At 32.9% G+C, this 25695-nt stretch carries 20 protein-coding genes; 10 read left to right on the top strand and 10 right to left on the bottom strand.

All coding sequences use genetic code 11. The features are described 5' to 3' along the window. Positions 1–35: 35 nt before the first annotated feature. Complete coding sequence (locus L1276_RS05255; protein WP_253785979.1) at positions 36–2066, bottom strand: S41 family peptidase; 2031 nt, start codon at positions 2064–2066, stop codon at positions 36–38. 212 nt (positions 2067–2278) lie between these two features. Continuing rightward, positions 2279–3361: a glycine cleavage system aminomethyltransferase GcvT gene (gcvT, locus tag L1276_RS05250; RefSeq protein WP_253785978.1), complete on the bottom strand. Its 1083-nt coding sequence runs from the start codon at positions 3359–3361 to the stop codon at positions 2279–2281. Between the two features lie 281 nt (positions 3362–3642). On the opposite strand from gcvT, the gene L1276_RS05245 reads away from it, so the two are divergent. From L1276_RS05245 to L1276_RS05235, 3 genes are all read left to right on the top strand, one after another. Beyond that, positions 3643–4491: an NAD(P)H-hydrate dehydratase gene (locus tag L1276_RS05245; RefSeq protein WP_253785977.1), complete on the top strand. Its 849-nt coding sequence runs from the start codon at positions 3643–3645 to the stop codon at positions 4489–4491. Positions 4492–4843: 352 nt separating this feature from the next. After that, positions 4844–5626: a HipA family kinase gene (locus tag L1276_RS05240; RefSeq protein ID WP_253785976.1), complete on the top strand. Its 783-nt coding sequence runs from the start codon at positions 4844–4846 to the stop codon at positions 5624–5626. Beyond that, positions 5616–5999, top strand: coding sequence for a DUF3037 domain-containing protein (locus L1276_RS05235; RefSeq protein ID WP_253785975.1), 384 nt, complete (start codon positions 5616–5618; stop codon positions 5997–5999). The genes L1276_RS05240 and L1276_RS05235 overlap by 11 nt, the downstream gene beginning before the upstream one ends. 229 nt (positions 6000–6228) lie before the next feature. On the opposite strand, the gene L1276_RS05230 is transcribed toward L1276_RS05235, so the two are convergent. After that, on the bottom strand, positions 6229–7338 hold the full coding sequence (locus L1276_RS05230) for a polysaccharide lyase family 1 protein (protein WP_253785974.1): 1110 nt from the start codon (positions 7336–7338) through the stop codon (positions 6229–6231). Positions 7339–7576: 238 nt separating this feature from the next. On the opposite strand from L1276_RS05230, the gene L1276_RS05225 reads away from it, so the two are divergent. Next, a complete protein-coding gene (locus L1276_RS05225; RefSeq protein ID WP_253785973.1) occupies positions 7577–8149 on the top strand; it encodes a Crp/Fnr family transcriptional regulator in 573 nt (190 codons plus the stop codon). A gap of 192 nt (positions 8150–8341) precedes the next feature. Here the strand turns inward: L1276_RS05225 and L1276_RS05220 are convergent, their stop codons facing one another. The 3 genes from L1276_RS05220 to L1276_RS05210 all read right to left on the bottom strand — a co-directional run bounded on the left by L1276_RS05220 (position 8342) and on the right by L1276_RS05210 (position 9817). Next, positions 8342–8848 (bottom strand): GNAT family N-acetyltransferase, encoded by a 507-nt coding sequence (locus L1276_RS05220; protein WP_253785972.1) that lies wholly within the window; start codon positions 8846–8848, stop codon positions 8342–8344. 227 nt (positions 8849–9075) lie between these two features. Next, complete coding sequence (locus L1276_RS05215) at positions 9076–9309, bottom strand: hypothetical protein (protein WP_253785971.1); 234 nt, start codon at positions 9307–9309, stop codon at positions 9076–9078. After that, positions 9293–9817 (bottom strand): hypothetical protein, encoded by a 525-nt coding sequence (locus tag L1276_RS05210; RefSeq protein ID WP_253785970.1) that lies wholly within the window; start codon positions 9815–9817, stop codon positions 9293–9295. Before L1276_RS05210 ends, L1276_RS05215 begins: the two co-directional genes overlap by 17 nt. Before the next feature lie 714 nt (positions 9818–10531). Here L1276_RS05210 and L1276_RS05205 point away from each other — a divergent pair. Next, a complete protein-coding gene (locus tag L1276_RS05205; protein ID WP_253785969.1) occupies positions 10532–10921 on the top strand; it encodes a helix-turn-helix domain-containing protein in 390 nt (129 codons plus the stop codon). A 461-nt stretch (positions 10922–11382) separates the two neighbouring features. Beyond that, the gene (locus L1276_RS05200; protein WP_253785968.1) at positions 11383–11784 is read left to right on the top strand and encodes a helix-turn-helix domain-containing protein; all 402 of its coding nucleotides are present in this window, start codon (positions 11383–11385) and stop codon (positions 11782–11784) included. 134 nt (positions 11785–11918) lie between these two features. Here L1276_RS05200 and L1276_RS05195 read toward each other — a convergent pair whose 3' ends face one another. The 4 genes from L1276_RS05195 to thrA all read right to left on the bottom strand — a co-directional run bounded on the left by L1276_RS05195 (position 11919) and on the right by thrA (position 20278). Beyond that, on the bottom strand, positions 11919–15239 hold the full coding sequence (locus L1276_RS05195) for a leucine-rich repeat domain-containing protein (RefSeq protein ID WP_253785967.1): 3321 nt from the start codon (positions 15237–15239) through the stop codon (positions 11919–11921). Between the two features lie 131 nt (positions 15240–15370). Further along, positions 15371–16663 (bottom strand): threonine synthase, encoded by a 1293-nt coding sequence (gene thrC / locus L1276_RS05190; RefSeq protein WP_253785966.1) that lies wholly within the window; start codon positions 16661–16663, stop codon positions 15371–15373. Positions 16664–16758: 95 nt separating this feature from the next. After that, the gene (locus L1276_RS05185; protein ID WP_253785965.1) at positions 16759–17679 is read right to left on the bottom strand and encodes a homoserine kinase; all 921 of its coding nucleotides are present in this window, start codon (positions 17677–17679) and stop codon (positions 16759–16761) included. 151 nt (positions 17680–17830) lie between these two features. After that, entirely contained in the window at positions 17831–20278 is a 2448-nt protein-coding gene (gene thrA / locus L1276_RS05180) for a bifunctional aspartate kinase/homoserine dehydrogenase I (protein WP_253785964.1), read from the bottom strand. A 630-nt stretch (positions 20279–20908) separates the two neighbouring features. Here thrA and hutH point away from each other — a divergent pair. The 4 genes from hutH to L1276_RS05160 all read left to right on the top strand — a co-directional run bounded on the left by hutH (position 20909) and on the right by L1276_RS05160 (position 25676). Next, a complete protein-coding gene (gene hutH, locus L1276_RS05175) occupies positions 20909–22423 on the top strand; it encodes a histidine ammonia-lyase (RefSeq protein ID WP_253785963.1) in 1515 nt (504 codons plus the stop codon). A 48-nt stretch (positions 22424–22471) separates the two neighbouring features. Next, positions 22472–23116, top strand: a complete 645-nt coding sequence (locus L1276_RS05170) for a DUF47 domain-containing protein (protein ID WP_007810732.1) — start codon at positions 22472–22474, stop codon at positions 23114–23116. A gap of 30 nt (positions 23117–23146) precedes the next feature. After that, the gene (locus L1276_RS05165) at positions 23147–24487 is read left to right on the top strand and encodes an inorganic phosphate transporter (protein WP_253785962.1); all 1341 of its coding nucleotides are present in this window, start codon (positions 23147–23149) and stop codon (positions 24485–24487) included. Positions 24488–24680: 193 nt separating this feature from the next. Next, complete coding sequence (locus tag L1276_RS05160) at positions 24681–25676, top strand: WG repeat-containing protein (RefSeq protein ID WP_253785961.1); 996 nt, start codon at positions 24681–24683, stop codon at positions 25674–25676. The last annotated feature ends 19 nt before the right edge of the window (positions 25677–25695 follow it).

The raw sequence follows: 25695 nt of genomic DNA, 5'->3' as shown, positions 1-25695 counted from the left end.
TTAAACTTGAAACCTTAAACTTGAAACAAAAGAGCCTACTTCGAACCGTTAAACTCATTTATAATGTTTACCGCTTCATTTAAGTACGGATTTGTTTTTAGATTATCCATTTGATATTGGTTAATCGTTTTGTCATTAGGGTAAGCACCCAATAATAGCTGATTTACAGACGAATTGTATACATCAAGCGGATTGTTCTCATCGTTAAAAGTATTGATCTCTGTCCAAAGCGAATTCACAATTTTTTTCTGTTTAAAAACCGCATCCAAAGTCATAGGAATTTCGGCTTTTGGAGTATTAACCAGTTTGTCTATTTTTAGATTAATTTTTTTGATATCATTAAAATAAAAATTATCAGCCAGTCTCAAAGTACTGTTTTTGGCTATTTTATCAATTAAACTTCGCTTTACGTACGGACGATATTTTAAAAAAGATTCAATGCTGTCATTTTTAATAGCAGTAGGAAAATCACTTTCCTTTTGATAAACATCTTCATAAAATTCCGGTAGAACAACATCTGGAGTTACACCAATATATTGATGACTTTTACCCGTAACACGGTAAAATTTATTGATTGTTATTTTTAGAAAATCAGTGTCTTTATTTTCGTCAAGCGAAAGAATAGTCTGCATAGTAGCTTTTCCAAGTGTACTGCTTCCTAACAAAAGTGCGCGGTTATAATCCTGCATAATAGAAGCGAAGAACTCACTTGCCGAAGCTGTATTGCTGTTAACCAAAACCACAATTGGACCTCTGTAAATTATACCCTTCAACGGATCGTTTATAACTGATTTTTCTTTGGTATGATCAACCACAATCGAAATTGGACCATAATCAATAAACATTCCGGCGAGTTTTATAGCTTCTTCCATAGAACCGCCTCCGTTGTCAATTAAATCAATGACTAAACCTTTAATAGTATCTCTTTCCAGTTTTATTACCTCGCGTGCCACATCATCGGCACAGCCTTTTCTGCTGTTTCCGTCTAGATCGGCATAGAAACTAGGAATTTTGATATATCCAATTTTACTTTCTTTACCTATAATAAAACTAAAAACAGAATTCTCTTCGTCTTTCATAACTTGCTTTTCGATATGAACATCAAAGTTTTTACCCGAGTTTCTTTTCAGCGTAAGCGTAAGACTTTTATTGGCTTCAGATAAAATCATCGTCGAAATGGATTCTAATGAAGCACATGAAACCTGAAGTGTTTCCTTATGATTTGAAACCGAAATAATCTGATCGCCTTTTTTTATCTGTCCCGTTTGATACGCGGGTCCATTCGGATCAATTTCGTGCACAATAATTTCGTTTTTTTCGTTAAGATTAACCGTCATTCCTAAAGACAAATGCTCTTTGGATAAAGATGCTACAAAACTCGATTTAGAATCATTGCTGAAATAAGCCGTATGCGGATCGAAATAAGTACAAAAGAAATTATACAGGTTTTCGTCCTGCTTTGTTTTGGTTTCCAAAAGCGTACTTATGCGACATATTTCATTCGATAGAATCAACTTTTTGGACTTCGCTTCAATCGAATTAAAGTTGGTTTTGATGGAATCCAGGTTGTTACTTACTTCGGCTATATCATCCAAAATTTGGTAACGGAGTTTCTTGCGCCAGACTTTTTCTAAATCTTCTTTTTTTAGATAAAACGGAAATGATTTTTTGTAAAACCGAATAGTATCTTTCTTGGTATAATCAAAAGCAGTAGACTGAATTTTTTCCAGAACTTCCCTTGTTCTAATCAGTCCGTTTATATATTTTGCAGTAATGTCAGTCAAAAAACTGCAATCATTTTCAAGTATTAAATCATCAATATTTAAACGATATTTTAAAGCTAACTCGTCATATTCACTTTTAAAGAAAATGTTTCTTGAAGGATCTAATTCATTAATTAAATTATCAAAAACAAAAACAGATAAACTATCATCAATGGGCTTAGGTCTTAAATGTTCCGTTTGGATAACGGCATTTATTTTGTTTAGTATTTCACATGTCTCGGCGCTATTTTGACTAAATAGGAGAGTGGTAAACAGTAAAAATAGCGGCAAAAGTTTTCTCATAAAGTTTGATATCAACATATACCTTAAAGTTACGGTAATTTTTCTATACCGGTTTACATTATTTGTAAAAAATCTTACAGATAAATACGCACCATAAACCTAAACGATAATAATGTGTAAAGAATTAACTTTAAAATGAATTAATATCCCATAAAAAAATAATGCATTACAATTTGACTTGTAATGCATTATAAAAGTATTGAGTTTAAAAACTATTTCTTATAAAAGGGTAATTTTACCACTTTAGCAGGAACATCATTTTTTCTGATTCTAATGAAAACATCACTGTCAACAGCACTATTTGCTGCAGTTACGTATCCTAAACCTATTCCTTTATTCATAGAAGGTGACATAGTTCCCGAAGTTACGATTCCAATTACCTCGCCCGAAGCGTCAACAATTTCATAATCGTGTCTTGGTACAGCACGTTCCTGCATTTCAAAAGCAATTAATTTTCTGGTTACTCCGGCTTCTTTTTGTTTTTTAAGAGCTTCAGAATTCGTAAAATCCTTTGTGAATTTTGTAATCCATCCTAAACCAGCTTCAAGCGGAGAAGTCGTATCATTTATATCATTTCCGTACAAGCAAAATCCCATTTCAAGACGTAAAGTATCACGCGCAGCAAGACCAATTGGTTTGATTCCGTAAGCAGCTCCAGCCTCAAAAACCTTATTCCAAACCTGTTCCGCTTCGTCATTTTTACAGTAAATTTCAAATCCGCCTGAACCAGTATAACCAGTAGCAGAAATAATTACATGCTCGATACCGGCAAAATCACCTACTTCAAAATGGTAATAAGCAATTTCAGATAAATTTACAGAAGTTAAAGCCTGCATAGCCTCAACCGCTTTTGGTCCCTGAATTGCCAATAAAGAATAATCATCAGAAAGATTCTTCATTTCAACACCCAAATCATTGTGAGATGAAATCCAGTTCCAGTCTTTTTCAATATTCGAAGCATTTACAACTAGTAAATACTGCTCTTCTTTCATTTTATAAATAATTAAATCATCTACAATTCCGCCTTCATTATTTGGCAGACAAGAATATTGCGCTCTTCCGATAGTCAAAGTCGAAGCATCATTTGAAGTTACTTTTTGAATCAAAGCCAAAGAATTTGGACCCGTTAACAAAAATTCACCCATGTGCGAAACGTCAAAAACTCCCACACCATTACGAACCGTTTCATGTTCAGCATTTACACCTTCGTATGTAATAGGCATGTTATAACCAGCAAAAGGAAGCATTTTTGCTCCTAAACCTTCATGTATGTGCGTAAGCGCAGTATTTTTCATTGTGTTGTTTTATAAAATTGTTATGCAAATCTATTCAAAAAATATCTAATTTGAATGCCTTAAATTATAAATTTCGCAATAATTAGGAGCTATTTCCTGCTATCCGCTATATCTTTTTGTTTTTAAAGAAAAAACAAAAAGGATGCCGCTGCAAACGAAGTTCACTGAACTCCTATGAAAAATAAAAATATAGTGAAGTAATCAGGGCTAGGGATGACCGTAATAAAGAAACATTCGTGCTTTCGATTTTTTATGTAACTTTAATATATAAAAGAAGCCAGATGAAATCTCCATATTTAATAACAAAAGAAGAAATCCTAAAGATATATAAGCCTGTAAATCCTCATACACACAAAGGAATTCAAGGTCATGCTGTAATTATTGCAGGAAGCTACGGGAAAATAGGAGCAGGAGTTTTAGCCTCAAAATCCTGTTTAAAATCAGGCTGCGGACTCGTAACGACCTTTATGCCAAAATGCGGTTATCAAATCCTTCAAATCTCAATTCCCGAAGTAATGACAGTAACCGATGAAAACACCAATTTTATTACCAATATCCATTTACCAATATTACCTCAAGCAGTTGGAATAGGACCCGGAATAGGGAAAGAACTTGGAACACAAAAGGCTTTATTCGAGTTTTTAAGAATCAACAAAGCGCCTTTAGTTATAGATGCGGACGCGTTGAATATTTTAGCAGACAACCAATCCTGGTTAGAATTAGTTCCAGATGATACCATCCTTACACCTCATCCAAAAGAATTAGAACGTTTAATAGGCAAATGGAATTCTGAATCTGAAAAATTTCAAAAGACAATTGCCTTTTCAGAAAAATATAAACTCATTATCGTCATGAAAGGCGCGCCTACATTTATCATCAACAGAAATTCGGTGTACGAAAACACAACAGGAAACGCAGCTTTGGCAACTGCAGGAAGCGGTGATGTATTAACCGGAATTCTAACAAGTCTTCTGGCGCAAGGCTACGAACCCAAATATGCTTCAAAATTCGGAGTCTATCTCCACGGCCTAACGGCAGATCTAGCTTTGCCTAAAACAGGTTACGAATCTTTTATAGCCTCAGATATTATCAAGAATTTAGGAAAAGCATTTTTAGAATTAGATAATTAGATAATGTGCCAATTAGATAATGTGCCAATTAGATAATGTGCCAATTTTGATAATTGCATGCAGTTTGTCCTCCTGAGGAACGAAGGATCGCACAAGGAACTACACACAGTAACCATAAAGTAATTCGCCAATCTTTGTCGAGTTTCTAGTGTGATCCTTCGTTCCTCAGGATGACAAAAAATGCGAAAAACCTTTGGGCTCTTTACGTTAAAAAATCTTCCAGTTAAAAAAAATCTAAAATCTACCCTCTGCAATCTAAATTCTAAAATCATTAAGTTTGTAATGTCAAAGATTAGTTCCGAAGCTTCGGAATAGCAACTCAGAACCTTAGCATCTTTGAATCTTTAAAAAAATGAAAAACAACTTCGATCTCAGAACGGTAAACGTCATGCGTTACATTACACCGCTGCGCGAAGGCGGTTCTTTACCCGCTTTAGCAGAAGCAGATGACGATTTTAAATACGTATTAAAATTTAGAGGTGCCGGACACGGCGTAAAAGCCCTTATAGCCGAATTAGTAGGCGGACAAATAGCAAAAGCCTTAAAATTGCAATTACCAGAATTAGTATTCGCCAATCTCGACGAAGCTTTCGGAAGAACAGAAGCCGATGAGGAAATTCAGGATTTACTGCAAGGAAGTCAGGGATTAAACTTAGCACTTCATTTTTTATCTGGTGCCATAACTTTTGATCCTGTCGTAACAACAGTCGATGCAAAACTAGCCTCACAGATTGTTTGGCTTGATGCTTATATTACCAATGTAGACAGAACTTTCAAAAATACCAATATGCTTATTTGGCATAAAGAATTGTGGTTAATTGATCACGGTGCGTGTTTGTATTTTCACCATTCCTGGAACAATTGGGAACAACATGCCAAAAGTCCGTTTGCATTGATAAAAGATCATGTTTTACTGCCGCAAGCTTCACTTTTAAAAGAGGTTGACGCCGAATTTAGAGCGATTTTAACGCCCGAAATTTTAGAAGAAATTGTAAATACAATTCCATTAGACTGGCTTCAGTGGGAAGATGCAGATGAAACACCGGAAGGTTTGCGAAATGTATACTTACAGTTTTTAAAGACAAGATTAGAGAATTCAGAAATATTTGTAAATCAGGCTCAAAATGCAAGATAACCACTTATACGAATATGCTGTGATTCGTGTTGTGCCAAGGGTAGAGCGCGAAGAATTCCTGAATATCGGAATCATTTTGTTTTGCAAAAAAGCCAAATTTATAAAAGTACTTTTTCATCTCAATAAAGAAAAAATACAAGCTCTTTCAGTCGATTTTGATATTGAACAATTAGAATGCAATTTAACTTCACTGGAAAAAATCACCAACGGAGCCAAAGACGGCGGACCAATTGCTGAATTTGAAATTCCGGAGCGTTTTCGCTGGTTAACCGCCATTAGAAGTTCGGCAATACAAACTTCAAGGTCTCATCCGGGATTATGTCAGAATTTGGAGAAAACGATTCAGAGATTGTTTGAAGAGTTGGTTCTTTAAGGAAAGGTTGAAGGGGTAGAGGTACAAAGGTTTTTTAACCACAAAGTTCGCTAAGAATTACGCTAAGGTTCGCAAAGATTTTATACCTAGCTTTGCGAACTTTTGCGTTTTATTAAAAACAAGATCTTTGCGCTCTTTGCGGTTAAATAAAAAACCACGAACTACAATAAATGTAATCCGTGGTTTAGAAACTAAACTAACTCATTTTTTTTTTGCTATCCAGAGTTCATTAGAATGATCCGCAGATATTACCGCCTAAAGTTGCGCCGGCATTAGCCGAAATATCAGCTTTTACAGCAGTTTTGTTCAATTTTACAATAGAATATGGCGGAGTAAAAGCCGTTTTGTTTCCAGCTTGATTTCCTGTTGTATTGGTAAAAACGTTGTCAGTTGCTGTAACAGCAGTATAGCCGCTCATTAAATCGATTGGGGTTTTTACACCTTCAAAAACGTTGCTTTCTACACGGATATCAGCCTCAAAACCTGCAGCAATACATTTGTTGCTTACAGTACTGTTAAAGAAGTTGTTTACCAAATGTACTTTTCCAAAACGAACTCTTGGCATTCTTTCTTTACATCCTGGAGCCCACCAGCATCTTGCAAAAGTGATTCTTAATTTGCCTCGGTCACCAGTTGCACCGTCGCTTGAACCAATTAAATTCGAATATCTGTGGTCGTCAGATCCTCCTGAACCTCCAGCTTTTGGCGGTTTTAGATAATGGAATTTAGAATACGTAACCGAAATATAATCTGATTTGTTTTTGATGTCGAAGTTTCCATCAACACCATCTCTAAATTCGCAGTGGTCAACCCATACGTTTGTACATTCGTCCAAGATAGCGTTATCCCATCCGTCAGTATCATATGCACCAGGTCCTTCAAAAATTAAATTTCTGATAATGATGTTTTTACATCTTTTAATGTTGATGATTCCGGAAGCATCTTTAGTTTGATTGGTCGAAACCAATTTTGCTCCGTTTGCACCGTAAATAGTTTTACCAGTTTGATCCTGAAATGACAATCTGGTAGTAACTGTAATTGTACCGGAAACTTTGATCACTTTTACAGAACTGTTCTCGATAGCCGATTTTAACTGAGCGTAAGTAGTCACATTAGTTTCGGCAGAAGAACCACCACCAGTAGTGTTTCCGTTTTGAGAAGCCCATCCCGGAACTTCAGAACAGTTTCCAATTTTAGCAGTTAAATTGCCTGACGTTTCAGCTGCAGATTCAACAATTGCATTTTCGGTTTGAGAGGAACCAATTTCTTCGGTATTACATGATGTAAAACCTAAACTCAGTGCTAAAAGAAACACTGAAAAAGTTGTTTTAATTTTCATAATTTAAGTTTGGGGGTTTATAAAATTTTTAACAGTACAAATCTGCTTATAAATTGTATGAAAAAAGTTGAACAAGTTCAAACTTTTAGAAATATTTCTACGAAAAGCATATTTTTAACAGTTGTTGATTTACAAAAGTGAAGAAATGAATTACTTTTACGTAATCGATTACATTTTCTACGCCCCTAATAGATAAGTAATTGTATGAAATTATTTTCCACAAAAAAATAACCACAACATGTACAACCTACTACGAAAAAACATTGAACGAAAAATTCCCTTAACCGATGAAGAATGGGATATCATTGTTTCAAAAGCAGAATTGATTAAACTTAAAAAAAATCAGTTCCTGCAAATTCAGGATTCCAATAATAGTTATGAGGGATTCATTTTAAAAGGTTCGTTTAAAACCTACATTTTAAACGAAAACGGAACCGAAAGCGTCATTTTCTTTTCTTTCGAAAACGAATGGATGTGTGACCTGGAAAGCTTCTATCACCAAAAGCCGACAACTTACAACATTAAGGCTATTGAAGACAGCGAAATTCTGGTTATCAGCAAGATCAAAAAAGCACAGTTGTTTGAAGAAGTGCCAAAGATTATGCAGTTTCATGTTCTTATGATTGAACGTGCCAACGTTGCCATTCAGCAAAGACTTCTGGATGTTCTAAACAAAACCTCCAAACAGCGTTATCTTGATTTTGTAGAACGGTATCCGCAGAAAATCCAAGCTATAAACAACAAGAATCTTTCGTCTTATTTAGGCGTTTCACACGAGTTTTTGTCTAAGATTAAGAGAAGGGTTTCTTAGTTTTTTTGGTTCAAAGAAGCAGAGATTCTAAGATTCAAAGGTTTTCTTTAGAGACGCACAGCTGTGTGACTTATGCAATATTGTAAAATCCCGCAAAGCCGCGAAGTCGCAAAGAATATAAAAACTTTGCGTCTCTGCGACTTTGCGAGATTAAAAAAACTTTGTGTCTTTGTGCCTTCGCGGCAAAAAAACTTAAATACTTTTCTCTAAATATATAAACTCCAAAGGCTGTTCTGAAACTGTAATATGAATTTCACTTTGAGGGAAAGGTTCTCTTTTGCCTGTATCGACATAACCGTGACGTTTGTACCACGCAATAAGTTCTTCACGAACCGAAATAACTGTCATAATAATACCAGACAAGCCAAGAGATTTAGCATGAATTTCGGCTTCAGCCAAAAGCTTTTTCCCGATGCCGCTATTTTGAAGTTCTGGCGAAACCGTCAGCATTCCTAAATACAATTGATGTCCTTTTTCAACCAATAGAACCGAACCGATAATTTTATCGTTCTCTGTAAATTTCAGAATCGTATTTTTCGGATCAAGAAATATCTCGGTCATTTCGGGTTCGTCGGTTCTTTTTCCTTCTAGTAAGTGCGCTTCGGTTGTCCAGCCTTTTTTAGAAGTTTCACCTCTGTATGCTGAATTTATTAAGATTGTTAATGCTGGAATGTCTTCGAGTAATGCTTTTGTAATCATGGTAAGCGTTCTGTATTATAAATATAAATGGTTTCCAGTTTTATTTGGAGAAAAATTTGAATTGCCTACAGCTTTAGCTGTAGGAACAAAATTAAATAAGAAAAATGGCTTTAGCCTAATCTTTTATATTTTTTGGCTAAAGCCGAATATAATTTAAATTTTAAACCTCCAGCTAAAGCGGGAGGCAATTGATTTTAATATTATGCGCATTTGCTAGCGCGAGAGAACTAATCGTTTTTCTGTGATTCAATCAAATCTAAACGATTTTTGATTCGTTCAATAATAGCTAAATCATTGTCACCATGAATATCTCTTATATTATAATTTGGATTTCTAGGATCAGTAGTTTTCTGAAATTCATTAATATTGAGATTGAACAATGCCTGTCCAAATTTCTGACTTGGATTCTTTTCCAAATAAGATTCCAGTAACTCAAGGATAAGTTTATGTTCTTGTTTCATCTGAACTATTTTTACTTAAATCTTCAAAAAATTGTATAGGATCATTTAAAAACTTTGTTGTATTTGAGGCTTGAATGCTTTTAAAAATATCCTCTAAATTCGGTTGAAAAATTTCTCCCTTTAAATCAATTACAACCAATTTGTTTTTTTTGCAGAGATTTAAAATGGATTGTAAAACTTCTGTAATGTTAGAAGATTTTCTAAGATCAACTCGGAATTGAAATTCTTTAATTTTAGTTTTATCATCACTTAAACAAATACACGCATCATTATCTTCATCGATATTTGCATTTCCTTTCCAATTTAGAAAAATATCATTTCCCCAATTCGCCTTTGGAAGAATCTGATCTAGTTCAGAAATCATTGAAGTAATGTCGCCATCAAAATGGTTCCAAAAAGAGTCCGTTTCGGGTAAAAATTCTGTTTTGTTATTTTTAAAAATAGATTCATAATTACTATCAATTGAATCTTCAGGAACTACGATTAAAAGATATTGCCAAATTGCCATTTTAGGATAAGATTAATAATTGGTAATTATTCTAGAGCTGGCTAATATAGAAATTATGAAAATAGTATCTTACAAAAACAACTCTGTTTTTTACCGAAACTCATGCTGTGCGAAGTCTCCTGACTTCGTACACGCTTCTATATTCCGTTCCAATATATTGTAATTTGCGTTGCGGCTAATTGGAACGGGTGCGAAGTCGGGAGACTTCGCACAGCGATTGTAATACTTCGTAGAGCGGGGGCAGGAAAATAATTATTCTTAATTCTAATATTTTAAATGTATTATACAACTTAAAAGCATTAAACTAGCCAAAGAAACCAGAAATAAGATTGACTCTTTTTTAATGTTGTAAAGTATTTTTTCTTTCTTTAATTTATACAAAATAGAAATTACAAATAAGGTTATTGCATTGAAAAACAATGTAGAAATAGATAGAAAGACTATACAATAATTAATGAAATAACTTTCAAATCCAGTAGAAAGTAAAGTAAAAATTATAGCAAACAACAATATTAAAATTAAAAACCAAGATGAGATTCTTATTAGACTTTTAATGACTTCAAATTTCTCAAAATTGTATATTTTACTCATGTTTTTGATATTGTTTTTTATGTTTTAAAGATATATAAATTATTGAAAAGCGTATCTTACAAAAACTAGTTTGTTTTTTACCGAAATCTATTTTCGTTTAAGAATTTTAAATATCTTTGAATTATGAGTACAGCAATAAAACCAAAACATATCGGCAGAAATATAAGCCGTATCCGAGAGCTTAAAGATATGAAACAGGAAGCACTGGCACAGGCTATAGGAACAAATCAGCAGGCAATTTCGGCTATTGAAAACAGCGAAACTGTAGACGAACAAAAACTAATTGAGATTGCAAAAGCTCTTGGAGTTTCTGTTGAAGCAATTAAAAACTTTTCTGAAGAAGCGGTTTTTAATATTATTGGAAATACTTTTCAAGACCACGGAAGTATTACTACAGGTAATTACAATTGCAATTTTAATCCTTTAGATAAAGTTGTAGAACTTTACGAACGTTTGGTGCAAGCTGAAAAAGATAAAGTTGAGTATTTGGAGAAGTTATTGAACGGGAAATAATGTTTTTAAAATATATATTTAAATAAAAAAGAGATCTTAAGATCTCTTTTTTTTATGTTCTATTGCTAGCGCGAGCGTCCCGCTCGTGCACGTCCCAATTGGTTTTTGAATTTCTTTGTGTTCACGAGCGGGTGCGAAGTCGGGAGACTTCGCACAGCGATTGTAATACTTCGTAGAGCGGGGAAAGACTATACAATAATTAATGAAATAACTTTCAAATCCAGTAGAAAGTAAAGTAAAAATTATAGCAAACAACAATATTAAAATTAAAAACCAAGATGAGATTCTTATTAGATTTTTAATGACTTCAAATTTCTCAAAATTGTATATTTTACTCATGTTTTTGATATTGTTGTTAGTTTTTAAAGATATATAAATTATTGAAAAGCGTATCTTACAAAAATAGCTTTGTTTTTTACCGAAATCTATTTTCGTTTCAGAATTTTAAATATCTTTGAATTATGAGTACAGCAATAAAACCCAAACATATCGGCAGAAATATAAGCCGTATCAGAGAGCTTAAAGATATGAAACAGGAAGCACTGGCACAGGCTATAGGAACAAATCAGCAGACGATTTCGGCTATTGAAAACAGCGAAACGGTTGACGAACAAAGACTAATTGAGATTGCAAAAGCTCTTGATGTTTCTGTTGAAGCAATTAAAAACTTTTCGGAAGAAGGGGTTTTTAATTATTTTAATACTTTTAATGATGCTGTTTCAAATAGTAGTTTTGGACAAGGGACATATAATAATGAATGCACTTTTAATCCTTTAGATAAAGTTGTTGAACTTTACGAACGTTTGTTGCAAGCTGAAAAAGATAAAGTTGAGTATTTGGAGAAGTTATTGAACGGGAAATAGCCATTTTTTGAAGATATATTAAATTAAAAGAGACCTTTTTGATAACAAGGTCTCTTTTTTTTTGTTCTTCTTATATTATAGTAGCAAGTAAAAATTATTTGTACTAGAAAGAAATCGATAATAATTTATATTTTTTAGAATGATTTTTTTGTAACCTTAGGAGTTTTTCCTGCTATTTCAGGCATTTCGATTAAGGGCTCGTCAATTAATTTTGATAATAACCTATTTTGAGATTCTGGTAAATTATCTGAAACTAAATCGCTACTTATTTCAATTACATCACTACCTTGGAAACCAAAAGGATAAATATCACTATTTCGTTTTTCAAAAGAAATTAAAATATATTTTTTTGGATTCTGAGTAATATCATTAATTATTCTTGCATATTCAGTTCCAACACCGTTTTTAAATTTATTTGCTTTTGATGCATATCCTTTATTCAATACAATTATAATTTTATCATTTTCAGTTAGATTTTCAAACATCATTTTAACAAAGTTATTCTCTTCCTTTTGTAAATCAAATGAAGCGTCTAATCCCCATTTAGATCTCAACTGACTCACAAAATTACCTACCTTATTCTGATGTTCTTGATCAAAATTATTATTTTCATCTGACCAGCTATATGTTACAAAAACTTTAAGTGGGGTATTTTTTTCTTCCATTATTTTTTCCATTTTTTCCATTTTTTCTATTTCTTCTCTAACTTCTTTTATTGGATTGGGCAAACCTACATTAAATAATAATTCTTCAACTTTAAAAACCTGTTCACTAATATTACAAAATACTTTAGAGTCAGGTTTTTCCTTGATTTTGTCGAGCAACATTTCATAAGAAAAGGTTGTAGGGTCTTTTTTACTTAAACATTTCGCACAAAAACATGGAATTATAATTTTTGGTATAACTCCTTTATATCCATCTGTAATATCTTTTAGAGCATTCATTATAATCATTATAATACCTCTTGCATCCTTCCCTTTTGCTTTTACTGTTATTTTTCTGTGATAAAAATCCTCAAAAACTTGACAGACAGTTTCGTCATCACTAAAATTAACTCCATTGTTCCATACCTGATTATCGTCAATTATGTACCTACTTAATTCTGCACTAATTTGATTTACGAGTCCTTTTGGCATAAATTCATATTGATATTCTATTTGTAAACAAGATTCTGAATCCGCCCAAATACTTTCACTAGACATCGATTGTAAACGAGTTGGCATTATATAATCTAACTGATTATGTTTTTTAGGAAATGCAATTTTGAAAACTTCAAGCATGTCCTTTAAAATTTCATGTTTATCTTCATATATATTTTCTTCCCATACTCTTTCAAAATCTACAGAAAATATAATTCCTTTCTGGTTAGAAATTTTATCATCATCTATTATTTTGTAAACAGCATCAACTGACCATTTTGGATTAAGTATTACCCAATTTTTTAATTTAATTTCTTTATGATACCACAATAAAACACCAATGGAATGAAAAAATATTAAACAATCATCAATATCTTCTTTTTTTGAAAAACTTTGTGGATTTGATTCTTTTATTTTATTTTTTAAATCTAAATAAGAGATGCAGTTTTCTTCTTTAATACTGTTAATTAATTCTCGGATTGTTATCCATGATTTAGGCACGCTTTTTTTATAATGCGGTAAGTTTACAATTTGATTTATTATCGAATTTTTAATTTCTGAAAGACCTTTGTTTTTATTTGGTAAATTGATTTCATAATAATTTTTTTCTTGATCTTTGATTATATTAAAGTTTTCGTTAGCTATATAAGCTCCTATATCATTCCAATGAACAATATTCCCATCGTGACATGTTTGTCCTAATATGATTGGACTTTTTCCTCCAAATTGATAAATTGTCGGAATCCAATAATCAAAATGATGAGTATTTTGTCTTGATGAAGCTAATAAAACAAATACGGAATTTTCGGTTAAAAAAAATCGATGTACAGGATAGTATACATCTTGTCCTCCAAAATCCCATATATGTGCGATATGTTTTTTATTTTTTTGCTTTTTAAATTCCCAATCAGCTATTAAAATGCCTCTAGTTCTATTTTTTTCTTCAGGTAATTTATTCGTTGAATTTAGCAATCTTTTCAATAATGAAGTTTTTCCAGCACTTCCTTCTCCAACTAATGTTAATTTAGCTTCAAAGATAGTTGCAGTACCCTCTTCATCAATTTTTTTAAAAAAACGAATGATGGCATCATTTCCTCCTTTTAAAGTTTGAATAGGAGGGAATTCAAGAGGGTTATCTTCCAAATATAACGCATTTGGTAAATAATTTAATGGGTTTATAGTAATATTCTTTGAAAGAAAATTTAGTAATGGTCGTATATTTGTTATTAAATTTTTGCTTAAATTGAGATAAGTAAGATTTTCTAATTTCTCTAAAACTTCTATATCTGATATTTTGTTATGATTTAGATTAAGAGATGTTAAAGATTTTAAATTCTTTAATTGAGAAATATCTGAAATTAGATTTTTAGATATATTTAATGATGATAAACGGTTAAGTTCAGTCAAAGGAGAAAGGTCGGAAATTTTATTGTCACTAAGATTTAATGAAATTAATGATTTTAGGTCTTTTAAAAAATCTAAATTTGTTATATTACATTCAATACAACTCAAGCTGGTCAAAAAATCTAAGTTTGAAAATATTGAAGGATAAATTGTACTTTCAATACTATTCATTTCAAGACTCCTTAGTCTCTTTAGATTTTTTATATTTGAAATATTAGAAATTTTATTATCTGATATATTAAGAGTTCTAATTAAATCTAAATTGTTAATAGGACTTATATCAGTAATTTTGTTATTGCTTAAATATAATGTTTCTATTTTTTTTAGATTTTCAAGTGCGGTTATATCTTCTATTTGATTATCATCTAAATCTAAAATAGTTAGGTTTGTTAATTTTTTTATTGGGGTGATATCGGTGATTGTGTTGTCCCAAAGATTTAATTTTTCTAAATTTAGAAGATTACTTAAAGAAGAAATATCTGAAATTTGATTTTCAAATAATTCTAATCTCTTCAAATTAATTAAATTTTTAATAGGAGTTAAATCGGAAATTTCATTGTTGTCTAGATTTAATATTTCTATTTTTTTTAGATCTTTGATAAATTTAATATCTGATATTTGATTATGTTTGAGACTTAAAGCTGTTAAACTTGATAAATCTTTCAAAAAAAGAAAATTATTGTTTTTCTCTAATCCTATACTAAGTGAGCACAATTTAGAAAACTTTTGAAGGATTTTAAAATCAGAAATGCCTGTAGAATAAAAATTTAATCCTATTATTTCTTCATTATCATTAAGTTCAAATGCATTCTTATTATGAACTTGATCCAAAATATTGTATTCTCTGTTAATTGGAACGAGTTTAATATTATAAAGATTCTCTAATTCAATTATTTCTTTAGTTTTCTCCATTTTAAAAATTATTATATTCAAACATAATAATTTTCCTTATAAAAAACTAATTGAATTATAAACGAAAACCGCAAATTAAACTAAGATAAAGTAGTAAAATTTGCGGTATAAAGTTTTATCAAAAAAAGAAGTTATAAGTTTAGAAAACCTTTCAACTCCTCATAACTTTTAATCTTCACACTAACTTTCTCCTCATTAATAACACTCTCGATCTGAGCAGGAATAGGAAGCGTAATTCCCAAAGCAGGTTCAACAACATCTAAGAATTTAATAGGATGCGCCGTTTCTAAGAAAATACCAATTGCGTTAGGGTGTTTTTCTAGTTCCTTTTTCAAACCTAAATAACCAACAGCGCCGTGCGGTTCTGCGATATAACCGTCTGTGTTATAAATTTTCTTTAGAGCATCAAGAGTTTCTTCGTCAGTATAACTATAAGAAGAAAAGTCTTTTTCGAAAGCTTTTAAATCATTATTGTATAATTCCTGAATTCTAATAAAGTTACTTGGGTTTCCAACGTCCATTGCGTTAGAGATTGTTGCTTTAGAAGGTTTTGGATCGTATTTTCCGTTTTCTAAGAATCTTGGCACTGTGTCGTTTACGTTTGTAGACGCTACAAAATGTTCAATTGGCAAACCTAATTTCTTTGCCATAATTCCGGCGCAGATATTCCCGAAGTTTCCGCTTGGGCAAGAGAAAACTAAAGGTTTGTTTTGGCTTTTCAGTGCTTTGTAAGCAAAGAAGAAATAAAACATTTGCGGTAACCAGCGCGCAATATTAATAGAGTTCGCCGAAGTCAGGTTTTTATGCGCTAAAGTTTCATCTAAAAACGCTTTTTTTACCATATCCTGACAATCGTCAAAAACACCGTCAACTTCCAGCGCTTTAATGTTTTGCCCTAAAGTAGTCAATTGTTTTTCCTGAATATCGCTCACTTTTCCTGACGGATATAAAATGACAACATCAACGCCGTCAACGCCAAGAAATCCGCTCGCAACGGCTCCGCCTGTATCTCCAGAAGTGGCAACTAAAACTGTGTTTTTAGCGTCTTTTTTGTCTTTATTGAAATAGCCCAGACAACGTGACATAAAACGCGCTCCAACGTCTTTAAACGCCATTGTCGGCCCGTGAAATAATTCTAAGGAATAAATTCCGTTTTCAACTTTCACTACCGGAAAATCAAAAACTAAAGTATCAGCAATAATTTCTTTTAGTTTTTCTGCTGGTATTTCATCGCCAACGAATTGTTTGATCGCTTCAAAAGCGATTTCTTCGTGGCTTAAACTTTCGATTTTATCAAAAAATGACGGATCTAAAGGAGTAATGTTTTCTGGAAAATATAATCCTTTGTCACTCGCTAATCCTTGTATAACAGCTTCCTGAAAAGAAACTTTTGGGGCATTATGGTTTAAACTGTAGTATTTCATTTTTTATTAGTTCTTAGTAATTAGTCCTTAGTCCTTAGCTGCTAGTCTTAGTCTTTTGCGACTAATTACTAAGGACTAGGAACTAAGCACTTATTTTAAATAATTCTTACGCCGTCTGGATTGATTTTCGAAACGTGAATTTCATACGGTAAATTCATTTTTTCGTAAACATCGCTCATGGCTTTTGCGATTTTTTCGGCGGTTTCTTTTCCTCTGCTTAAAGCGAAAATCGATGGGCCGGAACCTGAAATTCCAGAACCTAAAGCACCGTTTTCGTAAGCCGTTTGTTTAATTTGATCGAAACCCGGAATTAAAACACTTCTTAAAGGCTCAACGATTTCATCATGAAGCGAACGTCCAATTAATTCGTAATCTTTGGTATAAAGACCAGCGACTAATCCGCCTACATTTCCCCATTGCATAATGGCACTTTTCAGGGAAACATTTTGTTTTAAAACCGAACGTGCATCAGATGTTTTCAATTCAATTTGCGGGTGAACCACCGTTGCGTACAATTCCTCCGGACTGTCAATTCTGATAATATCAAGAGGGGCGTAACTTCTTACCAAAGTAAATCCGCCTAATAGGGCAGGAGCAACGTTGTCAGCATGTGCGTTTCCGCTGGCTAATTTTTCGCCCTGCATCGCAAACTGAACCAAATCTTTACGAGAATAAGGTCTTCCTAATAATTCATTAATTCCGAAAACCGCTCCGGCAGAACTTGCGGCACTGCTTCCAATGCCGCTTCCGGCTTTTATGTTTTTATAAATTTCGATTTCAAATCCAAAATCCAGTTCGTCTAAAGTTTCCAACATTGCCAAAGCCGCAACTCCAGAAACGTTTTTCTCGGTTTCCAAAGGCAGATCGGCACCCACAATTTTAGTGATTCGAATTCCTTTTTGATCGACTTTTCGAACAATCATTTCATCGCCCGCATTGTCTAAGCAAAGTCCCAATACGTCAAATCCGCATGAGAGGTTGGCAATTGTAGCGGGACAGAATAATTTTATTTCCATTTTTTTTTAAAGTTTCTAAGATGCTAAGATTCTAAGTTTCTAAGATTTCTTTGCAACTTTTTATTTTTAAGTTTCTGAGATTATAAGTTTCCGAGATTCTAAGTTTAGAAAAAAAACTTAGAATCTTAGTAACTCAGCATCTTAGTATCTTTTACACGTTTCCAATTCTAATTACATCAGCAAAAATTCCTGATGCTGTTACAGCTGCTCCGGCTCCGGCTCCTTTGATCAATAAAGGCTGATCTACGTAACGATCTGTGTAGAAAAGCACGATATTATCTTTTCCTTCTAAATTGTAGAAAGGATGATCTTTTGGAATAAATTGCAGACCTACGCTTGCTTTTCCGTTTTCGAATTGTGCCACATATTTTAATCTAGAATCTTTGGCTAAAGCTTCTTCATAAATACCTTCAAAATGTGAAGCATGTTTGATTAACGATGCAAAGAAATCTTCGTTGTTTGTTGTTGCTAAACATTCTGCAGGTAAAAACGATTCGTTTGCAATGGCATCAATATCCATTTCGTAACCGCTTTCGCGAATCAAAATAAGGATTTTACGAGCCACGTCAACCCCGCTTAAGTCGATTTTTGGATCTGGTTCTGTGAATCCCTGAACTCCGGCTTCTTTTACCACATCGTGGAAAGAATTGTTTTTATCAAAATTGTTGAAAATGAAGTTCAAACTTCCTGATAAAACCGCCTGAATTTTATGCACTTTATCGCCAGACGCAATAAGGTTTTTTACAGTGTCAATAATTGGTAATCCCGCGCCAACATTCGTTTCAAATAAAAACGGAGCATTGTATTGGCGAGATAAGCTTTTTAATTTTTTATAATTGTCATAAGCAGATGAACAGGCAATTTTATTACAAGTTACAACGGCAATACTTTCTTTTAAGAATTTCTCATACATTTCAGAAACGCTTGCATTTGCAGTAATATCTACAAAAATACTGTTACGTAAATTTAATTCTCTGGCACGTGCAATGAATTCTGTTGGAATTGCTGCTTCTCCTTTATCTAAAGTCGACTGCCAGTCTTTTAATGAAATTCCGTCTTCATCAAATACCATTTTTCTTGAATTTGATAAAGCAATTACACGAACATTAATCTTTAAATTTTCTTTTAAGAATTTTCTCTGATTGTGAATCTGCTCGATGAATTTTTCTCCCACATTTCCAACTCCCATTACGAATAAATTGAGCTGTTTTGTGTTTTCTTCAAAGAAATTCTCGTGTAAAGTGTTCAATGCTTTTTTAACGTCTCTTTCGTTAATTACAGTCGAAATATTTCTTTCAGATGCACCTTGTGCAATCGCACGGATATTTACGTTGTTTTTTCCTAAAGTACTGAACATTCTTCCGCTTAAACCCTGGTGATTTTTCATGTTTTCACCAACCAGAGCAATAATGCAAAGATCTTTTTCTACATAACAAGGATCGATTTTGTTTTGTGCAATTTCGATTTCAAAAGCTCGGTTAATCGCAGCTTCGGCATTATCAGCATCCGAATTTAAAATTCCGATACAAATGGAGTGCTCAGAAGAAGCCTGAGTAATAAAAATTACGTTGATTTTTTCCTGAGACAATACTTCAAACAAACGTCTTGATGAACCTGCAACACCAATCATTCCCGGACCTTCAAGTGTTAAAAGCGAAATATTATCGATATGGCTGATTCCTTTTACAACGGTATCTTTAGATTGAACATGATCAGAAATTAAAGTTCCTTCGGCTTCCGGTTCAAAAGTATTTTTGATCAGAATTGGAATGTTTTTTCTTAAAACAGGCTGAATTGTTGGCGGATATAAAACTTTGGCACCAAAATGCGACAATTCCATTGCTTCCTGATACGAAATATTCGCAATCGGCTGTGCTTGTTTTACGATTTTTGGGTTTGCAGTAAACATTCCGTTTACGTCAGTCCAGATTTCCAGTTGTTCTGCATCTAAAGCTCCGGCGATAATTGCCGCAGTATAATCAGATCCGCCGCGTCCTAAAGTAGAGGTAATTCCGTCTAAAGTCTGCGCAATAAATCCCGGAAGAATATTGATTTTTGATTCATTCGAAGCAAAATACTCCTGAATCAATTGGTTTGAAATTTCGAAGTTAACGGCCGCTTTACCAAAATCGGCATTAGTTTTAATCAACTCACGGCTGTCTTTGTAAACCGCATCTTTTTCAGTTTGCTGAAATGCCTGGGCGATTATGTATGACGAAAGCAGTTCTCCAAAACTTAAAATAGTATCAGCAGTTCTAGGAGATAATTCGCCCAGTAAAAAACAACCGTCTAATAAAGTTTCTAAGTGATTGATAATTCTTTTAACATGACTTAACAAACTGCTTTGTTCGCTTACCGGAATAAGTTCCTTAAGTGTGTCAAGGTGTTTTTTCTCGATTTCGGCCACAATATCTCTAAAGCCTTCGTCGTTTGCCGCTGCTTTTGCCGCTGCCAATTGTAATAAATCGGTTACTTTGCTGAGTGCAGAAACTACAACAACTAGTTTATCCTGCTTTGCTTTTTGGTTAACAATTTCGAGAACGAGCTTTATATTTTGAGCATTGGCAACCGAAGTTCCGCCAAATTTTAATACTTTCATTTTTGATATTTTTTAATAAGGTGCAAAGATTTTAGTAACAAAGGTTCAAAGGCTGTCAACTGTGAACTGAAACTGAAAACTGCGGCTTTTTTTTGTAAATGTTTTCATGTATCCAATGCCTTTCTTCTTTTAAGAAAAAAGTATAGATAATCTGGATTATATGTAAAAATGTATACCCCTAAGGGGTAGTAGTTGTTGTAGTAGAAATAATCGTAGCAGCAATTTCAACTCTGGTTTGAGTTGTCATAGTAGATTGATATTTGATGCTGTTACTTTTCATTTTGATTTTTCAAAAGTACAGCTTTTTGTAAAAGTTAAAAACTTTAAAAGCCTTTTTGCGAATATTTTAATAATTCAAATCCTTAGATTTCAATATTGAGCATTTATTAAAATTAGATATGTTAAGTTGACGTTTTAATATATTTCCGACTTTTGTAAATCAAAATCTATTTGGTTTAGGATAAGATTTCTATTGAAAAAGTGATTAAAAAGGCGTGATAATCTACATTTTACTATTATCAAATAATTAAAACTACAGAATCGCTTTCGCAGAAATTTTAATTATTGTGATAAAATGTTGCTTTTTAATATTGATTTGTTGAATTTTGACATCTTAAATTGAAAACCATCATGAGAGAAATCCACTATATAAGTACTGAAACCATAAATTTAGAAACTTTACAAGAAATTTTAGTCAATGATAAAGCACTTGAATTATCTGAAGAAGCCAAAGTAAATGTGCAAAAATGCCGTGATTATTTAGATAAAAAAATGGCATCGCATACGGCACCTATTTACGGAATCAATACCGGTTTTGGATCATTATACAGTGTAAAGATTTCTAACGAGAATTTATCTAAACTTCAGGAAAACTTAGTAAAATCTCATGCCTGCGGAACAGGTGAAGAAGTTCCGGCTGAAATTGTAAAAATGATGCTTTTGCTTAAAATCCAATCTTTGAGCTACGGGCATTCTGGAATTCAGTTGATTACATTGCAGCGTTTGGTTGATTTTTACAATAATGGTATTTTACCAATAATTTATACGCAAGGTTCACTTGGAGCTTCTGGAGATTTAGCGCCTTTGGCTCATTTATCATTACCATTAATTGGAGAAGGTGAAGTATATTTTGAAGGAAAGAAAACAGCTTCTGCCGAAGTTTTAAAACATTTTAACTGGGAACCAATTGTGTTACAGTCCAAAGAAGGTTTGGCATTGTTAAACGGAACTCAGTTTATGAGTGCTTATGGAGCCCATATTTTAATTAAAGCGTATAAATATTCGTATCTGGCAGATTTAATTGGAACTATTTCATTAGAAGGTTTTGATGGAAGAATTGAGCCGTTTAATGAATTGATACATTATATACGTCCGCATAAAGGACAAATTGTAACGGCGCAGCGTATTAATGAGTTTTTGGAAGGAAGTGAAATCATTGCCCAGGAAAAGAAACATGTTCAGGATCCGTATTCTTTCCGTTGTATGCCTCAGGTTCACGGCGCTTCAAAAGATGCGATTGATTATGTTAGAAAAGTATTTAAAACCGAAATTAATTCGGTTACAGATAATCCCAATATATTTATTGAAGCCGATCAGATTATTTCGGGCGGAAATTTCCACGGACAGCCTTTGGCTTTGGCTTTAGATTTTATGGCAATTGCTTTAGCCGAATTAGGAAGTATTTCTGAAAGAAGAACCTATCAGTTAATTTCGGGTTTACGTAATCTTCCTGCATTTTTGGTTGATAACCCGGGATTGAATTCAGGGTTCATGATTCCTCAATATACTGCAGCAAGTATTGCGAGTCAAAACAAACAATTGGCAGTACCGTCAAGTGTTGACAGCATTGTTTCGAGTAACGGACAAGAAGATCATGTGAGTATGGGAGCCAACGGAGCTACAAAAGCCTTACGGGTTTTAGATAATTTAGAGCGTATTTTAGCAATTGAATTATTAAATGCCTCACAGGCAATTGCTTATAGAGAGCCTTTAAAATCAAGTGATTTCATCGAAATGTTCCTAAGCAGTTACAGAGAAGTGGTGCCTTTGGTTAAAGAAGATAGAATCTTACATTATGATATTGAAAACACGGTTTCGTTTCTGGAGAGTTTCCAAATAGAAAACGATTTGTTAACAATGGCTTAACATTGTAAAATATTATTGAAGTAATTTTGCACTATCAAAAATATAAAAATGTCAATAAACAGTATTTTCCAATTTTTAGTGCCGAAAGACAAAAAATTCTTTCCACTTTTTGAAGAAGCTTCAAGCAATTTAATTGAATTAGCTTCTAACTTACACGAAGCTGTAAACCTTCCATTAAAAGAAAGAGAAGTTCTTTTTCAAAAGATTGACGAATTAGAGCAAAAAGGCGAAGACATTACACGTCAGACCAATTTGGAATTAAGCAGAAACTTTATTACTCCATTTGATAGAGAGGATATTCATACATTAATTACTTCAATTGATAACGTTGCCGATTACCTTCATGGCGCAGCAAGCCGTATGAGATTGTATCAGGTTGATAAGATTACAAAATCAATAAGAAAAATGACAGAAATTAACCTTGAAGCTTGTCAAAATATCGACAGTGCTGTAAAAGAGTTAAGAAATTTAAAGAATTTTAAAGTCATTAAAGATGCTTGTGCCAGAATTAACAAACTGGAAAACAAGTCAGATAACGTTTATAATAAAGCAGTTTTTGAAATTTTTGAAAACGAAACAGATGCTAAAAATATCATTAAGTATAAAGAAGTGTTATCTGTTTTAGAATCAGCGACAGATAAATGTAAAAGTGTTGCTAACATACTAGAATCTATTTCTGTAAAACATTCTTAATTCAATTTTTCATCCTGAAGTTATAATTTTATGACGCTACTTGTATTAATTATAGTATTAGCCTTAATTTTTGATTACATCAATGGTTTTCATGATGCGGCAAATGCTATAGCGACTGTTGTTGCAACAAAGGTTCTAACGCCTTTTCAGGCCGTTCTTTGGGCAGCATTTTTTAATTTTTTAGCTTATTGGGTATTCGGATTTGGTGTTGCAGATACTGTTGCTAAAACAGCGGATACAATGCAAATTGACCTGGTGGTGATTTTGGCTGGTGTAATTGCCGCAATTTGCTGGAATTTATTGACTTGGTGGCTTGGAATTCCTTCAAGTTCTTCACATACTCTTATTGGTGGTTTTGCCGGTGCAGCGGTTGCGCACGCTATTGCAGTTCATGGCTTTTCAGGTTATGTTGGGGCAGATGGGGCTACACACCATTGGTATGATATTGTAAGCTGGTATAAGGCTGGAAAAGAGGGCGGAATGCCTTCTGGAGTTCTTATAATTGTTGCTTTTATTGTTTTAGCACCTTTGTTGGGGGCTTTGGCATCCTATTTAATTTCTATTTGGTTATTAAATGCTTCTCGTAAAAGTATTGGTCCTAAAATATTCACTGTAGCTTTAATGATTGCTACAATCTGGTTTGTTTATGCACAAATGATTCCCTACGATGAAATTATAAAAGATGGACACAAACCTCGTTTTGCTTCTTCTGTTTTTTGGAGTGTTGCATTAGAACCACATAATATTAAATGGCTTTTGGTTGCATTTATTGTATTAACCGTGAGTGCTTTTTGTTTGATTTTTAGTAGTTTAAATCTTCATCAGGCCGATGCAGCTTTGAAAAAAATGCAGTTACTATCTTCTGCGGCTTTTAGTTTAGGTCACGGAGGAAATGATTCGCAAAAAGTAATGGGTATTATAGCAGCAGCGGTTGTTGTTTATATTAATACAAATCCTGGTGTTCACATGGATCCTTGGCTGGATGTAGTTCTTCCTTCTGAAGATGGTGCTTTTAAAATGCCAAGCTGGATTCCGTTAGCTTGTTACTCTGCCATTGCTGCCGGAACTTTAAGCGGTGGATGGAAAATTGTGAAAACAATGGGATCTAAAATTACAAAAGTAAGTTCGTTTGAAGGTGTTGCGGCTGAAACTGCAGGAGCTTTAACGCTTTATTTTACAGAACATTTAAAAATTCCGGTAAGTACAACGCATACCATTACAGGATCTATTATTGGTGTTGGATTAACAAAACGTGTTTCTGCAGTTCGCTGGGGAGTTACAGTAAGTTTAATCTGGGCCTGGATCTTAACTATTCCAATTTCGGCCTTGTTGGCTGGTTTGGTTTATTTTATTCTAAACATCTTTATTTAAATAATTAATGTGAAATGAAAATCACATTTTGTCAAAATACTTTAAACCCGGTTTCTAAATAGAAACCGGGTTTTTTTTATGAATAAAACTAAGCTGAAAAATTGTTTTAAAATATAGGTTTAAAAACTTTTATAGACTGTTTATAAGATTATTTTTGTCGATTTTTGTAAGATCAGTTTTAAAGTTTAAAATAATGAAGAGAATAATTATATTGTTTTTTGTATTGGTTGTAAAAACGAGTTTTGCTCAATTAAATGAGAAAACTTTTAAATATGGTTTTGTTGACCAAACGGGTAAAGAAATCATTCCGTGTAAGTATGATGGTATTGGTACATTTGAAAACGGATTTGTTTCGGTTAAATTAAAAAGCAAATATGGTGTAGTTGATAAAACAGGGAAAGAAGTAATACGATGTATTTACGACGAGATAATCAACAAACAGAACTGGATAATAGTGAATAATAAAAATGCTAAAAACCAATATTTGATTAAAAATGCCGATGCATTACTCTCAAAAAAATATGATGATGCAAAAACTTTATCTTCAGAAATTATAGGTGTAAAATTGAATAATAAATGGGGTTTTATAGATGTTATAGGCGAGGAGATCAGCCCTAAGTATGATGATATAAAAGATTTTGCAGATGGATATGCTGTTGTGAAATTAAACAATAAATACGGTCTTGTTAATCAAATAGGGAAAGAAATTATTGTTCCGATTTACGATCATGTTCAAAATTTTAAAGAAGGTTTTGCAACTGTCGAATTAAATAATAAGTATGGATTGATCAATGAAGAAGGAAAGCTGATAATCCCTCTTCAATACGAAATGAATTTTTATTTTACCGATGGAGTTTCGATTGTAAAATTGAATGAAAAATATGGAGTAATCGATGTAAATGGTAAAGAAATTGTTCCTGCAAACTTTGATTATATGATTTCAAATGATGGTTTAGTACAGGTTAAACTTGGTGATAAATACGGATTGATGGATAAAACCGGTAAAGAAATTACTTCTGTTAAGTATGATATAATAGAATCTTTTAAAGATGGAATAGCTGTGGTAAAGTTGAATGGAAAATATGGTTTTATTGATAAAGAAGGAAAAGAAATTGCGGTTCCACAATACGAAAAAGCAGATGAATTTAAAGACGGCATGGCAGCTGTTAGAATTCAGATTGAAAATTGAAAAAGCTAAATTTGAATTA

Source organism: Flavobacterium sp. HSC-32F16, from assembly GCF_024171645.1.
Classification (GTDB): Bacteria; Bacteroidota; Bacteroidia; order Flavobacteriales; family Flavobacteriaceae; genus Flavobacterium.
The sequence above is the reverse complement of the archived record's forward strand: the minus strand, read 5'-3'. Positions and strand labels throughout refer to the sequence as shown.

What these genes read in the sequence shown, in the direction of transcription:
- L1276_RS05220 (WP_253785972.1), bottom strand. Translation starts at nt 8,848, where the DNA reads ATGATTACAAAAGCATTACTCGAAGACATTCCAGCATTAACAATCTTA.
- hutH (WP_253785963.1), top strand. Translation starts at nt 20,909, where the DNA reads ATGAGAGAAATCCACTATATAAGTACTGAAACCATAAATTTAGAAACT.
- L1276_RS05235 (WP_253785975.1), top strand. Translation starts at nt 5,616, where the DNA reads ATGCAAGATAACCACTTATACGAATATGCTGTGATTCGTGTTGTGCCA.
- L1276_RS05200 (WP_253785968.1), top strand. Translation starts at nt 11,383, where the DNA reads ATGAGTACAGCAATAAAACCCAAACATATCGGCAGAAATATAAGCCGT.
- L1276_RS05225 (WP_253785973.1), top strand. Translation starts at nt 7,577, where the DNA reads ATGTACAACCTACTACGAAAAAACATTGAACGAAAAATTCCCTTAACC.
- L1276_RS05230 (WP_253785974.1), bottom strand. Translation starts at nt 7,338, where the DNA reads ATGAAAATTAAAACAACTTTTTCAGTGTTTCTTTTAGCACTGAGTTTA.
- L1276_RS05195 (WP_253785967.1), bottom strand. Translation starts at nt 15,239, where the DNA reads ATGGAGAAAACTAAAGAAATAATTGAATTAGAGAATCTTTATAATATT.
- L1276_RS05160 (WP_253785961.1), top strand. Translation starts at nt 24,681, where the DNA reads ATGAAGAGAATAATTATATTGTTTTTTGTATTGGTTGTAAAAACGAGT.
- L1276_RS05170 (WP_007810732.1), top strand. Translation starts at nt 22,472, where the DNA reads ATGTCAATAAACAGTATTTTCCAATTTTTAGTGCCGAAAGACAAAAAA.
- L1276_RS05240 (WP_253785976.1), top strand. Translation starts at nt 4,844, where the DNA reads ATGAAAAACAACTTCGATCTCAGAACGGTAAACGTCATGCGTTACATT.
- thrA (WP_253785964.1), bottom strand. Translation starts at nt 20,278, where the DNA reads ATGAAAGTATTAAAATTTGGCGGAACTTCGGTTGCCAATGCTCAAAAT.
- L1276_RS05165 (WP_253785962.1), top strand. Translation starts at nt 23,147, where the DNA reads ATGACGCTACTTGTATTAATTATAGTATTAGCCTTAATTTTTGATTAC.
- L1276_RS05215 (WP_253785971.1), bottom strand. Translation starts at nt 9,309, where the DNA reads ATGAAACAAGAACATAAACTTATCCTTGAGTTACTGGAATCTTATTTG.
- gcvT (WP_253785978.1), bottom strand. Translation starts at nt 3,361, where the DNA reads ATGAAAAATACTGCGCTTACGCACATACATGAAGGTTTAGGAGCAAAA.
- L1276_RS05210 (WP_253785970.1), bottom strand. Translation starts at nt 9,817, where the DNA reads ATGGCAATTTGGCAATATCTTTTAATCGTAGTTCCTGAAGATTCAATT.
- L1276_RS05185 (WP_253785965.1), bottom strand. Translation starts at nt 17,679, where the DNA reads ATGGAAATAAAATTATTCTGTCCCGCTACAATTGCCAACCTCTCATGC.
- L1276_RS05255 (WP_253785979.1), bottom strand. Translation starts at nt 2,066, where the DNA reads ATGAGAAAACTTTTGCCGCTATTTTTACTGTTTACCACTCTCCTATTT.
- L1276_RS05205 (WP_253785969.1), top strand. Translation starts at nt 10,532, where the DNA reads ATGAGTACAGCAATAAAACCAAAACATATCGGCAGAAATATAAGCCGT.
- thrC (WP_253785966.1), bottom strand. Translation starts at nt 16,663, where the DNA reads ATGAAATACTACAGTTTAAACCATAATGCCCCAAAAGTTTCTTTTCAG.
- L1276_RS05245 (WP_253785977.1), top strand. Translation starts at nt 3,643, where the DNA reads ATGAAATCTCCATATTTAATAACAAAAGAAGAAATCCTAAAGATATAT.